Annotated in this window: 16 protein-coding genes; 9 read left to right on the top strand and 7 right to left on the bottom strand. The window is 63.1% G+C overall.

Annotated elements, in window-relative coordinates:
* The first annotated feature begins 25 nt into the window (after positions 1 to 25).
* Both JOE27_RS22485 and JOE27_RS22480 read left to right on the top strand, forming a co-directional pair.
* Complete coding sequence (locus tag JOE27_RS22485) at positions 26 to 463, top strand: hypothetical protein (protein WP_039602107.1); 438 nt, start codon at positions 26 to 28, stop codon at positions 461 to 463.
* Positions 460 to 864, top strand: a complete 405-nt coding sequence (locus JOE27_RS22480) for an META domain-containing protein (RefSeq protein ID WP_046787457.1) — start codon at positions 460 to 462, stop codon at positions 862 to 864. Before JOE27_RS22485 ends, JOE27_RS22480 begins: the two co-directional genes overlap by 4 nt.
* 76 nt (positions 865 to 940) lie before the next feature.
* Here JOE27_RS22480 and JOE27_RS22475 read toward each other — a convergent pair whose 3' ends face one another.
* The gene (locus JOE27_RS22475) at positions 941 to 1405 is read right to left on the bottom strand and encodes a TlpA disulfide reductase family protein (protein WP_046787458.1); all 465 of its coding nucleotides are present in this window, start codon (positions 1403 to 1405) and stop codon (positions 941 to 943) included.
* An 85-nt stretch (positions 1406 to 1490) separates the two neighbouring features.
* Here JOE27_RS22475 and arsC point away from each other — a divergent pair, with 85 nt between their 5' ends.
* Genes arsC through JOE27_RS22460 form a run of 3 tightly spaced genes read left to right on the top strand, consistent with a single transcriptional unit; the run spans position 1491 to position 2852 of the window.
* Complete coding sequence (arsC, locus tag JOE27_RS22470) at positions 1491 to 1844, top strand: arsenate reductase (glutaredoxin) (protein ID WP_161871763.1); 354 nt, start codon at positions 1491 to 1493, stop codon at positions 1842 to 1844.
* A complete protein-coding gene (gene wrbA / locus JOE27_RS22465; protein ID WP_115272987.1) occupies positions 1841 to 2446 on the top strand; it encodes an NAD(P)H:quinone oxidoreductase in 606 nt (201 codons plus the stop codon). Before arsC ends, wrbA begins: the two co-directional genes overlap by 4 nt.
* Complete coding sequence (locus tag JOE27_RS22460; protein ID WP_046787461.1) at positions 2439 to 2852, top strand: DUF2069 domain-containing protein; 414 nt, start codon at positions 2439 to 2441, stop codon at positions 2850 to 2852. The genes wrbA and JOE27_RS22460 overlap by 8 nt, the downstream gene beginning before the upstream one ends.
* A 32-nt stretch (positions 2853 to 2884) precedes the next feature.
* On the opposite strand, the gene JOE27_RS22455 is transcribed toward JOE27_RS22460, so the two are convergent.
* Positions 2885 to 3556 carry a DNA-3-methyladenine glycosylase I gene (locus JOE27_RS22455; RefSeq protein ID WP_046787462.1) on the bottom strand — a complete coding sequence of 224 codons (672 nt, stop codon included), beginning with the start codon at positions 3554 to 3556 and terminating at the stop codon, positions 2885 to 2887.
* 4 nt (positions 3557 to 3560) lie between these two features.
* Entirely contained in the window at positions 3561 to 4385 is an 825-nt protein-coding gene (ttcA, locus tag JOE27_RS22450) for a tRNA 2-thiocytidine(32) synthetase TtcA (protein WP_119688396.1), read from the bottom strand.
* A 262-nt stretch (positions 4386 to 4647) separates the two neighbouring features.
* On the opposite strand from ttcA, the gene JOE27_RS22445 reads away from it, so the two are divergent.
* Positions 4648 to 5247 (top strand): Yip1 family protein, encoded by a 600-nt coding sequence (locus JOE27_RS22445; protein ID WP_012313117.1) that lies wholly within the window; start codon positions 4648 to 4650, stop codon positions 5245 to 5247.
* 140 nt (positions 5248 to 5387) lie between these two features.
* The gene (locus JOE27_RS22440) at positions 5388 to 5882 is read left to right on the top strand and encodes a SprT family zinc-dependent metalloprotease (protein ID WP_012313116.1); all 495 of its coding nucleotides are present in this window, start codon (positions 5388 to 5390) and stop codon (positions 5880 to 5882) included.
* A 72-nt stretch (positions 5883 to 5954) separates the two neighbouring features.
* Here the strand turns inward: JOE27_RS22440 and JOE27_RS22435 are convergent, their stop codons facing one another.
* The 4 genes from JOE27_RS22435 to JOE27_RS22420 form a co-directional block, all read right to left on the bottom strand.
* Entirely contained in the window at positions 5955 to 7277 is a 1323-nt protein-coding gene (locus JOE27_RS22435; RefSeq protein WP_046787465.1) for a dicarboxylate/amino acid:cation symporter, read from the bottom strand.
* A gap of 323 nt (positions 7278 to 7600) precedes the next feature.
* Entirely contained in the window at positions 7601 to 8947 is a 1347-nt protein-coding gene (locus JOE27_RS22430; protein ID WP_115272989.1) for an ATP-binding protein, read from the bottom strand.
* Positions 8944 to 9621: a response regulator gene (locus JOE27_RS22425; RefSeq protein ID WP_046787467.1), complete on the bottom strand. Its 678-nt coding sequence runs from the start codon at positions 9619 to 9621 to the stop codon at positions 8944 to 8946. The genes JOE27_RS22430 and JOE27_RS22425 overlap by 4 nt, the downstream gene beginning before the upstream one ends.
* 149 nt (positions 9622 to 9770) lie before the next feature.
* The gene (locus tag JOE27_RS22420; protein ID WP_204919941.1) at positions 9771 to 10376 is read right to left on the bottom strand and encodes an outer membrane beta-barrel protein; all 606 of its coding nucleotides are present in this window, start codon (positions 10374 to 10376) and stop codon (positions 9771 to 9773) included.
* 129 nt (positions 10377 to 10505) lie between these two features.
* Between JOE27_RS22420 and JOE27_RS22415 the strand changes: the two genes are divergently transcribed.
* Complete coding sequence (locus JOE27_RS22415) at positions 10506 to 11297, top strand: dienelactone hydrolase family protein (RefSeq protein ID WP_115272991.1); 792 nt, start codon at positions 10506 to 10508, stop codon at positions 11295 to 11297.
* Positions 11298 to 11361: 64 nt separating this feature from the next.
* Positions 11362 to 12063, top strand: a complete 702-nt coding sequence (locus JOE27_RS22410) for a 4'-phosphopantetheinyl transferase superfamily protein (protein WP_115272992.1) — start codon at positions 11362 to 11364, stop codon at positions 12061 to 12063.

Raw genomic sequence — 12063 nt, 5'->3', positions numbered from 1 at the left:
GATACGCGGCATTTCTGGAGGACCCATGGTCGAGCACGATTTCCGCTACACCCTTTTCAACCCGCAACACACCTTGATCGAGTGCCGCGCCCTGGTACCGGGCCGCTACCAGGTGACCGGCAACGGTGGCTCGATGCACAAGGGCGACACCCTGCTGGTCACCCTCAAGGGCAGCAAGGACTTGTCCATGCGCCTGACCGTCGAGAGCGTGCGCCACCTGATCAACCCGCGTGGCCAGTGGGTGGCCGTGGCCAGCGGCCCGCTGTTCAACGAGCTGGAAATCCTTAACTGGCAGGCTGAATGCGACAGCTGCGATGCCGTGCTGGACTTCGAGTTCGCCGTGGACGCAAAGCTTGGCAAGAAAGCCCGCCAGCCGGCTGCTACTGCGCGCATCGCCGAGCTGGGCTGGGCCAGCCGTGGCGACAAGCACGTGTGCCCGCGTTGCCAGGAGAGCGCCGAGTGAAGAATCTGCTGACCGGCGCCCTGATTGCCACCGGCCTGCTCGGCTGCGCCGCCGAACCCTCGAAGCTGCAACTGGAACGCAGCTATGTGCTGGAGTGGATCGGCGAGCGGCCGCTGATCGACTACAGCCACCTGACACTGACGCTGGCCAGCGATGGCCGGGCCTATGGCAATGCGGGCTGCAACCATTGGTTTGCACCGTACACGCTGGACGGTGAGCACCTGAGCTTCGGCAAGGTCGGCAAGACCCGCAAGCTGTGCGCGCCGGCGTTGATGGAACAGGAAAAGCGCTTCCTGCAGGCGCTGGAGACGGTACAGCGCTGGGATGTATCGCCCATCGAGCAGATGCGCTTCTGGCCGGCCGAGGGCAAGCCGCTGCGGTTCTGGCCTGAGGAGGGCTAGCTTCAAGCCGCAAGCTGCAAGAAAAGGCGGATCGGTGCACGGCCAGCTTTTTCTTGTAGCTTGTAGCTTGCAGCTTTCAAGCCCCCTTGAGCGCCTTGATCTTGGCTTGCAGCCCCTCCAGGGTCTGCTCACCCAGCAGCTGCTCGCGCACCTTGCCCTTGTCATCGATGATGTAGGTCACCGGCAACGCTTCGCTGCGTGGCAGGTCATAGCGCTCGGCCGGATCTTGCGCCAGCACGGTAAAGCCGATGCCCAAGGTATCGGCCGCCTGCTTCAGCTCCTGCCCCTGCAGGCCATCGAAGTTCACCCCCACCACCTTGATGCCATCGGCCGCCCACTGCTTGGCCGCAGTGTTCAGTTCAGGCACCTCGGTACGGCAAGGGCCGCACCATTCAGCCCAATAGTTGAGCACCAGCCAGTGCCCGTCGATCTGCTCGGCCTTCACCGTGTTGCCGTGCTGGTCCACGCCGTAGTCGGCACCGCAGCCACCTAGCAAAAGGCCTGCGGTAATGGCCAATGCTGCTGCCAAACGCCTTGCCATGGGTCAATCCTTCTCGAAGTTTCAAGCGAATGGGTCAGTTCCTGCGGTTAGAATAGCCGCCACACCCAGCTGGATGCGACCCGACATGACTGACTTGACGCTCTATCATAACCCGCGCTGCTCGAAATCCCGCGGCGCACTGGAACTGCTCGAACAGCGCGGCCTGGCACCGACCATCGTGCGCTACCTCGACACCCCGCCCGACGCTGCCACCCTCAAGGCTCTGCTTGGCAAGCTGGGCATCGGCCCGCGCCAACTGCTGCGCACCGGTGAAGACGAGTACAAGGCACTCGAGCTGGCCAACCCGGCCTTGAGCGATGCGCAACTGATCGACGCCATGGCGCAGCACCCTAAGCTCATCGAGCGCCCGATCCTGGTTGCCGGTGACAAGGCGGTGATTGGCCGGCCACCTGAGAAAGTGCTGGAGATCCTGCCGTGAGCGCGCCCTATATCCTGGTGCTGTATTACAGCCGCCATGGCTCGACCAGCGAAATGGCCCGGCATATCGCCCGCGGCATCGAGCTGGCCGGCATGGAAGCGCGCCTGCGCACGGTGCCGGCGATTTCCACCGAGTGCGAAGCCGTGGCGCCGGACATTCCGGCCAGCGGCGCGCTGTACGCCACCCTGGACGACTTGCGCCACTGCGCAGGCCTGGTGCTGGGCAGCCCGACCCGCTTCGGCAACATGGCCGCACCGCTCAAGTACTTCCTCGATGGCACCAGCAGTTTGTGGCTGGGTGGTGAACTGGTCGGCAAGCCGGCTGGCGTTTTCACCTCCACCGCCAGCCTGCATGGCGGCCAGGAAACCACCCTGCTGTCGATGATGCTGCCACTGATGCACCACGGCATGCTGGTGATGGGCCTGCCCTACAGCGAATCGGCGCTGCTCGAAACCTGCGGCGGCGGCACGCCTTACGGCGCCAGCCACCATGCCGGCGCAGACGGCAAGCGCGAGCTGGATCAACACGAGATCACCCTGTGCCGCGCCCTGGGCCAACGCCTGGCAACCACGGCCAAGGCCCTGGAGGCCTCGCGTGGCTAAGAAGCCGAAGGTGTTGCCACAACTGGAGTGGCTGGCACCGCGCCTGCGCCTCACACGCGCCCTGAGCCTGGCGTTCTTTTTTGGCCTGATCGCATTGCTGGTGGTGAACAACCTGTGGTTCGCCAACCTGCACGGGGCGCGGGTCGAAGTGATCCTGGCGATCGAGCTTGTGCCACTGCTGTTGCTGCTGCCAGGCATGTTGCTGGGCAGCGCCCGGGCGCATGCCTGGACCTGCTTTGTGGTGAATATCTATTTCATCAAAGGGGTGCTGGCAGCGTTCGACCCGGCGCGGGCAGTGTTCGGCTGGGTTGAGGTGCTGCTGAGCCTTGGGCTGTTCGTCAGCGGGCTGCTGTTCGTGCGCTGGAAGTTCCAGCATGAACGGCGCATGGCGGGCGAAGGGCTTTGATTCCGGGGGCTGCTGTTGCAGCCCCGGGCTTTTCAATGGTTGACGGTATGCGCCAGCATCACCGACAACTGGCACAGCGGCCGCCCGCTCTCGGCATGCCACTGGTTGAACGCCTGCTGTACCAGCGCCAGGTCGCGCTGGCTGGTCGGCTGCTTGTCGATCACCTTCTGGGCAATCAGTGCAGCGGCCATGTCATCGGTGGGGATGAACGTGTCCTTGCCGACCATGCGCAAAAAACGTGGTGCAGATAGCCCGCCCAGCTGGTTGCCATGCTTGGCCAGGTATTTCCACAACCCGACGATATCGGTCACCGGCCAATCGGCGATGAACGCACCAAAGCTGCCCTTCTCCTTCGCCACATCCAGGATCATCTGCGCATTGCGCGGCACGCTCTTGAGCTTGCCCAGGTGGCGGATGATGCGCTCGTCCTGCATCAACCGCTCCAGGTGCTCTGCGCCCATCAGTACGACCTTCTCCGGGTCGAAGCCGAAGAACACCTGCTCGAACGCCGGCCATTTGGCATCTACCAGGCTGTGCTTGAGCCCGGCGCGGAACACGCGCAAGGCCAGGGTCGACAGGTAGCGGTCGTTGCTGATGTCGCGCAGCTGCGCCGGCGTGCGCGGCTGCGGCAGGAAGGCCTCCAGGGCCTGGGCCGAGCCGAAGCGGTTCAGGCAGTACTCATGCAACCACTGGTAATCGCGCATGGGCTCAGATGTTCAGTACATCGAGAAAACGCGGGGTGGCGCTTTCGTCGATCTTGAGGCTGGTGAAGTCGAACAGGTTGCGGTCGGCCAACTGCGACGGGGCAACGTTCTGCAGGGCGCGGAAGATGCTCTCGGTACGGCCTGGGTGCTTGCGCTCCCACTCCACCAGCATGTCCTTGACCACCTGGCGCTGCAGGTTCTCCTGCGAACCGCACAAGTTGCACGGGATGATCGGGAATTCCTTCATGTCCGAGTAGGCCTGGATGTCCTTCTCGTTGCAGTACGCCAGCGGGCGGATCACCACGTTACGGCCGTCGTCGGCGCGCAGCTTGGGCGGCATGCCCTTGAGCGAGCCGTTGAAGAACATGTTGAGGAAGAAGGTCTCGACGATATCGTCGCGATGGTGCCCAAGGGCCATCTTGGTCGCGCCGATTTCGTCAGCGAAGGTGTACAGGGTGCCACGGCGCAGGCGCGAGCACAGCGAGCAGGTGGTCTTGCCCTCGGGCACCAGCTCCTTGACCACCGAGTAGGTGTCCTTCTCGACGATGTGGTACTCGACGCCCAGCTCTTTCAGGTAGGCCGGCAGCACATGCTCGGGGAAGCCCGGCTGCTTCTGGTCCATGTTCACCGCGACGATCTGGAACTTGATCGGTGCCACCTTCTGCAGGTGCAACAGAACGTCGAGCATGGTGTAGCTGTCCTTGCCGCCGGACAGGCAGACCATGACCTTGTCGCCATCCTCGATCATGTTGTAGTCGGTGATGGCTTCGCCGGCGAGACGACGCAGGCGTTTTTGCAGTTTGTTCTGGTTGACCGAGAGGGTGCCCATAGCGCTTGGATCCGCGAGGTGTGACAAAAGCCGGCTATTTTACGCACAAACCACGCGCACCTGTAGGGATTCCGATAAAGACTTCAAGGGAATCAGCAGCCCGCCTTACAGCGCAATTTGCTCTAAAAAGCGCAGTTTGTGCAGGTAACGGCTTCCTATACTGCGACATAAGGCCACATTACCGCTTGCATCGGTGCCCTGGCCTCGGGCCGCTTGCGCTCCATCTGGGGGGCGATTGGCAACAACGAGAGGAGTGACCGGCATGATTCATCACGTTGTGGGGCTGTTTACCCACCCTGACCAGGAATGGCGGGAGATACGCGGGGAAGACGAAAGCATCAGCCACATGTACCTGACGCACACGCTGATCCTGGCGGCGATACCCGCCGTTTCGGCGTTCATTGGCACTACCCAGGTCGGCTGGGTGATCGGCGACCGGCCAGCGGTAATGTTGACGATGGAAAGCGCACTATGGATGAGCATCATGTCCTACCTGGCGATGCTCGCCGGGGTCGCGGTAATGGGCGCTTTCATTCACTGGATGGCACGTACCTACGACGCCAACCCGTCCATGGCGCAATGCATCGCCTTTGCCACCTACACCGCCACCCCGCTGTTCCTCGGCGGCCTGGCAGCGCTTTACCCGCACCTGTGGCTGGGCATGCTGGTGGGGACTGCGGCCATTTGCTACACCGTTTACCTGCTGTACGTCGGTTTGCCGACATTCATGAACATACCGACCGATGAAGGCTTCCTGTTCTCCAGCTCGGTGCTGGCAGTGGGCCTGGTGGTACTGGTAGCGATCATGGCTGCGACCGTGATCATCTGGGGACTGGGCGTGGGGCCCGTCTATACCAACTAGCTTGGAAAACACCTAGATCCAACACTGGGGCATCAAACCGGAGGCCGCCGCAAGGCGGCTTTTGGCTGTGTGCTGACCGGTGGGCTCGGCAGCCTGCCGGTGCTTGCGGCATAATGCCCGGTCAGGAGAATTACCCCGCCATGCCCGAGCTGCTCAAACAACGCGTCGAAACCTGTTACCAGCAAGCCGAAACCTTTTTCAAGCGCCCCTTCCCGCGCCCGGAAGTCAGCTTCAAGCTGCGCGGGCAGAAGGCGGGCGTCGCCCACCTGCACGAGAACCTGCTGCGCTTCAACCTGCAGCTGTACCGCGAAAACCAGGAAGACTTCCTGCGCCAGACCGTGGCCCATGAAGTGGCGCACCTGGTGGCTCACCAACTGTTCGGGGACCGCATCCAGGCCCATGGCGAAGAGTGGCAGTTGATCATGCGCGGGGTGTATGAACTGCCGCCCAATCGCTGCCACAACTATGAAGTGCAGCGGCGGGTCGCGACGCGGTACATCTATCGCTGCCCATGCCCACAGGGTGAGTTTGCGTTTACCGCGCAGCGGCACAAGCTGGTGAGGCAGGGGCGGCGGTATCTGTGCAAGCGGTGCAGGGAGACGCTGGTGTACAGCGGTGAGACTCGGGTCGAATGACAGCCAGCGCACTGATAGACCAGGCACAAAAAAGGCGACCCGAAGGTCGCCTTTTGCTTTACTGCAGCAGGCTCAACGAGCCACGCCTTCAGCCACGCCCAGGTCGTCGGTCGGGCGGGTGTCAGCCAGCGGCGCACCACCGGAGGCCAGCTCCGACGCCAGCTTGTCGTTGTCCATCTCCTTGACCCACTTGGCCACCACCACGGTAGCAACGGCGTTGCCCACCAGGTTGGTCAGGGCGCGGGCTTCGGACATGAAGCGGTCGATACCCAGGATCAGCGCCAGGCCGGCAACCGGCAGGTGGCCGACAGCCGACAGGGTGGCGGCGAGGACGATGAAGCCCGAACCGGTAACGCCGGCAGCACCTTTGGAAGCCACCAGCAGCACCAGCAGCAGGGTGATCTGGTGGGTGATGTCCATGGTGGTGTCGGTGGCCTGGGCGATGAACACCGCGGCCATGGTCAGGTAGATCGAGGTACCGTCCAGGTTGAACGAGTAACCGGTCGGGATCACCAGGCCAACCACCGACTTCTTGGCACCCAGGCGCTCCATCTTGGCCAGCATGCGTGGCAGCGCAGATTCCGAGGACGAGGTACCCAGTACGATCAGCAGCTCTTCACGGATGTAGCGGATCAGCTTGAGCACGCTGAAGCCGTGGGCGCGGCAGATACCGCCCAGCACCACCAGCACGAACAGCAGGCAGGTGATATAGAAGCAGGCCATCAGGTAGCCCAGCTGTACCAGCGAGCCAACGCCGTACTGGCCGATGGTGAAGGCCATGGCACCGAAGGCACCGACGGGGGCCAGCTTCATGATCATGTTGATGATGTTGAACATGACATGGGCAAAGCGATCGATCAGGTCCAGCAATGGCTTGCCGTAGCTGCCCAGGCGATGCAGGGCGAAGCCGAAGACCACCGAGAACATCAGTACCTGCAGGATGTCGCCATTAGCGAAGGCACCTACCACGGTATTGGGGATGATGTTGAGCAGGAAGCCGATGGTGGTCTGCTGCGCACCTGCGGCGGCGTAGGCGGCCACGCTGCTGGCGTTCAGGGTGCTGACGTCGATGTGCATGCCAGCGCCCGGCTTGACCACGTTGACGACGACAAGGCCGATGATCAGGGCGATGGTGGAAACGATTTCGAAGTACAGAAGCGCGTAGCCGCCGGTCTTGCCGACCGACTTCATGCTCTGCATGCCGGCAATGCCGCTGACCACGGTACAGAAGATGATGGGCGCGATGACCATCTTGATCAGTTTGACGAAACCATCACCCAAGGGTTTGAGGGCGACGCCGGTTTCTGGATAGAAGTGGCCGAGCAGGATGCCGATGGTGATGGCAACGATCACCTGGACATACAGGGACTTGTACAGCGGCTGACGTGTCGTCATGGCTAATTTTTCCTCAAGTGTGCCGGCTTCACCCTTCCCAGGATGTCGGGGCACCTGAATCGCTAACCCTCCTGCACCCGGAGGGATTTGTCGTTGTGTTCGAGCTGCCTGGGCAGGCCTCTGCCAAGTCAGATAGCAAGGGCGATGCCAAAACGCCCATGAAGGGTGCAAAGGCCGTATTTGCTGGAGGAAAATGCCCAACGACAGGGCGAATTGCCTGAGAAAGGATGGCGGATTTCCGCCCGATGGCGGGATTTGTACAGGCACCTTGGCGGGAATCCGCCCTGCTTGTTGCGAGCGATGAGGCAGGGGCTGCCTGAACATCAATCAAGATAAAAGGTGATCCGGAATGCCGCCCCGCCCAGCGGCGAATCACCCAGGCTCAGTTCAGCGTCATAGCTGTCGACGATATCTTTGACCACCGCAAGGCCAATCCCCTGCCCCGGATGCTGGCGGTCCAGGCGCTCGCCCCGTTCGAGAATCCGCTCACGCTGATCCGCCGGCACACCCGGCCCGTCATCTTCGATGCACAACGTCTGCCGCCCGGGAGCTTCCTGCAAGCTCACCCGCACCAGCCCCAGGCTAAGCCGGAAGGCGTTTTCCAGGAGGTTGCCCAGCAACTCGAGCAGCGCGCTCTGCTCCATCGGCACTTGTGCCTGCGCCGGCACCTCAAGCAGCACTTCGACGCGCTTGTCGCGGTACACCTTGGCCAGGGTGCTGCACAGGCTGTCCAGCACCGCAAGCAACTGTACGCTGTGGCGCACCAGGCCGCTCTTGCGCAGGCTGGCGCGCTGCAACTGGTAGTCGATCTGCTGGCTCATGCGCTCGATCTGGCTCTGCAGTACCCGCGCCTGCTCGCGCTCGGTGACGCGCTGCTGCATGCTCTCCCCCACGCCTTGCAGCACCGCCAACGGCGTCTTGAGGCTGTGTGCCAGGTCACCCAGCGAGTCACGGTAACGCTGGCGCTGTTCCCGCTCGCTGCGCAGCAGGCGGTTGAGCGAGCCGGTCAGGCGTAACAGCTCACGCGGGTGCTCGGCACTTAGCCCATCGCGCGCACCGGCCTCCACCTCGTCCAGCTCGCGGCTCAGCCGGCGCAACGAACGCAGGCCCCAGGTCAGGCCGGCCCAGAGCAATGCCAGCAACGCCAGCAGGGCCGCACCAAAACCTAAGTAGAGCTTTTCACGCAGGCCATCGAGGGTTTGCTGGTACTCGCGCACCGGCTGCAGGGCAACGATGCTGTAGGCGGCGCTCTGGCCACCCAACAGCTTGATTTCGACGTCATAGACGAAGAATTCCTCGCCGTCATCCTGGTGCATGCGGGCGAATTCATTGCCGCGCCCATCGTAGCGCGGCTGGTAGTTGATGTGCTGGTCGGCGGTGGCGCGGGAGCGCCAGACCAGCTTACCTTCGCGGTCGAAGATGTAACCGAGCAAACCGGTATAAGGCAGGTTGTAACGCTCGTCCGGCAGCAGTGCGGGCATCTGCAACTGGCCATGCTCGATGCGCGCCGAAGAAATCAGCGAGGTCACGTCCGAAGCCAGGCGCTGTTCGATCGATTCCTGCAAGGCCAGGCTGAAGGCCTTCTGCAGGGCGGGCAGCAGCGCCAGCATGAACAGCACTGCCAGCACCGCTGCCGCGAGCATCAAGCGCACCCGCAGCGAACGAATCATCGGCAGCGCTCGGTGAACAGGTAGCCGAGCCCACGCACAGTGTCGATCGGCTTGAACCCGCGCTCACCTTCGAGCTTGCGACGCAGACGGCCGACCAGCACCTCGATGACGTTGGGGTCACGCTCCTCATCGCCCGGATACAACTGTTCCATCAGGCGCTCCTTGGCCACCACCTGCTGGTGATGACGCATCAGATACTCAAGGATGCGGTACTCGTAGGCGGTCAGCGCCAGCGGCTGCTCATCGAGGGTCGCCTGCTTGCGGTTGAGGTCCAGCACCAAAGGGCCTGCGGCGATGGTCGACTGGGTGAAGCCGCTGGAGCGGCGCAGCAGGGCATTGAGGCGTGCCTCAAGCTCTTCGAACTGGAAGGGCTTGACCAGGTAATCGTCGGCACCGGCGGCCAGGCCTTCGACCTTGTCCTGCCAGTTGCCGCGGGCGGTGAGAATCAGGATGGGAAAGGTCTTGGCCTGGGTACGCAGGCGGCCGATCAGCTCCAGGCCGCTCATGCCGGGCAGGCCGAGGTCGATCACGGCCAGGTCGAAGTGGAATTGTTCGGCCTGGTACAACGCTTCTTCGGCGTCAGCCACAGCCTGGACCACATGGCCGCTTTCGCCCAGGCGTGTATAGAGGTGGTGCCTTAACAGGGCTTCGTCCTCTACCACCAGCAGTTTCATGTCACGCTCCTTTCAATTATTGCCTGGGCCGGCCTCATCGCCGGCAAGCCGGCTCCTACAGGAAGCTCCACACGCCTGAAAGCAGTGGAGAACCCGGGGGAGCCGGCTTGCCGGCGACGAGGCCAGTAAAGGATAACTCGACTCGCGGATCAGAACTTGTAGTTCGCCGACAGGTAAGTCTGAGCACTGCTGGTCAGGCGCAGGGTACCCTCTTTCGGCCCGCCGCTCGCTCCCACCTTGGTCGCTGCGTTGGTGCGCAGATAACGGTAACCCAGCTCAACCGAAGCCCGGTCGGTGATCTCCTGGATGACGCCGGCCTGCAGGCCGACCGCGTAGCCATAGTCGGTATCACGGCTGGCCCCTGGCGAGTCCTGGGTCAGCTTGGTCATGCCCAGGCTGCCACCACCGAACAGTTTGGTGGTATCGCCTACCGGCAGGAACAGGTCGTAGCTGCCCAGCAGGTTCTCCTGGCGCAGCTTCAGGCCGCTGTGGTCGCCCGAGACATTGTCGTAGGTCATGTAGTAGCGACCTTGGTCGTTGATCTTGCCCAGGCGCACGCCCCAGGTGTCATCCTTGCCGATGATGCCGTCGGCGTTCAGGTGGTCGGTGTTGCGTTGCAGCAGCCCGGACTTGCGGACCTTGTCGCTGGTCTGGCCATAGGTGAGGCTGGCAAAGTTGTCGTCGGCGGCCTGGGCGGTGGTGATGCCGGCGGCACAGACGGCCATGGCGGCCAGCAGGGTATTGAAGGTTTTCATGGCGTTGTACTCCAGTTGAATGCGCTGTTTCGGTGTGGAAGCTAGAGTAAGCAGAACGCCCTGAACCGCGGCTGAACCCTGGCTGAACCTGGGCTGAACGATACGTTTGCAAAACAAGGAGTAGTGAACATGCGTGCCCTGCTGGCTTTGACCCTGATGTGCAGCGCCGCTCTTGCCCAGGCGGCAGTAGTGACCCGCGAGATCCCCTACCAGGACGACGATGGCAACCGCCTGGTCGGCTACTACGCCTATGACGATGCGCTGGAGGGCAAACGCCCGGGCATCGTCGTGGTGCATGAATGGTGGGGGCTGAACGACTACGCCAAGCGCCGTGCCCGTGACCTGGCGGCACTGGGCTACAAAGCGCTGGCCATCGACATGTACGGCGACGGCAAGCACACCGAGCACCCCCAGGATGCCCAGGCATTCATGGCCCAAGCGCTGAAGGACCCGGCAGCGGCGGCCGCGCGCTTCGACGCGGGCCTTGAACTGCTGAAAAAGCAGCCGAACGTCAACAAGCACAAACTGGGCGCCGTAGGTTACTGCTTCGGCGGCAAGGTGGTACTGGACGCGGCACGGCGCGGCGAGAAGCTGGACGGTGTGGTGAGCTTCCATGGCGCGCTGGCCACCCAGACGCCGGCCAAGCCTGGTGTGGTAAGGGCCGATATCCTGGTGGAGCACGGTGCGGCGGACAGCATGGTCACTGATGAGCAGGTCGCAGCGTTCAAGGCCGAAATGGATGCGGCCAAGGTCAACTATCAGTTCGTCAGCATTGCCGGCGCCAAGCATGGCTTCACCAACCCGGATGCCGACCGTTTGAGCCACGGCGCCCATGGCGGGCCGGATATTGGCTACAACAAGGCCGCGGACGAGCGTTCGTGGGCGGACATGCAGGCGTTCTTCAAGAAAGCGTTCGAATGAAGATTGCCGGGGCCGCTTCGCGGCCCATCTCCCACACAGCCACATCGGCTGGCACAATACCGCCATGAACAGATTGCCTTCCTGCTGCGCCCCGCTCCAGCACCACTGGCCCCTGCCCCGCCCGTTGCCTGGCGCGGTGCTGATCAGCTGCGCCTTCGACCCCGGCCGCCTGGCCGCCGATGACTTCCAGCGTGCCGGTATCGAACCCAGCCCCAGCCTGCAACGCTCGGTGGCCAAGCGCCAGGCCGAGTATCTGGCCGGCCGGGTGTGCGCGCGCGCCGCGCTGCAACGCCTGGATGGGCGCGACCATGTGCCCGGCACCCATGAGGACCGCTCACCGATCTGGCCCGCTGGCATCCACGGTTCGATCACCCACGGCAAAGGCTGGGCTGCGGCCGTGGTTGCCGCGCAAGACAGCTGCCGCGGCCTGGGGCTGGACCAGGAAGCATTGCTGGACGACGAGCGTGCCGAACGGCTGATGGGCGAAATCCTCACCCAGGCAGAGCTCGAGCGCCTGGACCGCAGCCAGCTGGGGCTGGCGGTTACCCTGACTTTTTCGCTCAAGGAAAGCCTGTTCAAGACCCTCTACCCACTGACCCGCCAGCGCTTCTACTTCGAGCACGCCGAGGTGCTGCAGTGGTCACCTGAAGGCCTGGCACGCCTGCGCCTGCTCATCGACCTGTCGCCAGAATGGCGCCATGGCGTCGAGCTGGAAGGCCAGTTCTGCCTGCAGGACGGCCATCTGCTCAGCCTGGTCAGCGTCTAA

The organism is Pseudomonas sp. M5 (assembly GCF_016907075.1).
Taxonomy (GTDB): domain Bacteria; phylum Pseudomonadota; class Gammaproteobacteria; order Pseudomonadales; family Pseudomonadaceae; genus Aquipseudomonas; species Aquipseudomonas putida_E.
Note: the sequence above shows the minus strand (reverse complement) of the source record. Positions and strands in the feature narration are given on the sequence as shown.

Excerpts from the sequence above, each read along its gene's own strand:
- JOE27_RS22485 (WP_039602107.1), top strand. The coding sequence starts at position 26 with ATGGTCGAGCACGATTTCCGCTACACCCTTTTCAACCCGCAACACACC.
- JOE27_RS22475 (WP_046787458.1), bottom strand. The coding sequence starts at position 1,405 with ATGGCAAGGCGTTTGGCAGCAGCATTGGCCATTACCGCAGGCCTTTTG.
- arsC (WP_161871763.1), top strand. The coding sequence starts at position 1,491 with ATGACTGACTTGACGCTCTATCATAACCCGCGCTGCTCGAAATCCCGC.
- JOE27_RS22455 (WP_046787462.1), bottom strand. The coding sequence starts at position 3,556 with ATGCGCGATTACCAGTGGTTGCATGAGTACTGCCTGAACCGCTTCGGC.
- ttcA (WP_119688396.1), bottom strand. The coding sequence starts at position 4,385 with ATGGGCACCCTCTCGGTCAACCAGAACAAACTGCAAAAACGCCTGCGT.
- JOE27_RS22445 (WP_012313117.1), top strand. The coding sequence starts at position 4,648 with ATGATTCATCACGTTGTGGGGCTGTTTACCCACCCTGACCAGGAATGG.
- JOE27_RS22440 (WP_012313116.1), top strand. The coding sequence starts at position 5,388 with ATGCCCGAGCTGCTCAAACAACGCGTCGAAACCTGTTACCAGCAAGCC.
- JOE27_RS22435 (WP_046787465.1), bottom strand. The coding sequence starts at position 7,277 with ATGACGACACGTCAGCCGCTGTACAAGTCCCTGTATGTCCAGGTGATC.
- JOE27_RS22430 (WP_115272989.1), bottom strand. The coding sequence starts at position 8,947 with ATGATTCGTTCGCTGCGGGTGCGCTTGATGCTCGCGGCAGCGGTGCTG.
- JOE27_RS22425 (WP_046787467.1), bottom strand. The coding sequence starts at position 9,621 with ATGAAACTGCTGGTGGTAGAGGACGAAGCCCTGTTAAGGCACCACCTC.
- JOE27_RS22420 (WP_204919941.1), bottom strand. The coding sequence starts at position 10,376 with ATGAAAACCTTCAATACCCTGCTGGCCGCCATGGCCGTCTGTGCCGCC.
- JOE27_RS22415 (WP_115272991.1), top strand. The coding sequence starts at position 10,506 with ATGCGTGCCCTGCTGGCTTTGACCCTGATGTGCAGCGCCGCTCTTGCC.
- JOE27_RS22410 (WP_115272992.1), top strand. The coding sequence starts at position 11,362 with ATGAACAGATTGCCTTCCTGCTGCGCCCCGCTCCAGCACCACTGGCCC.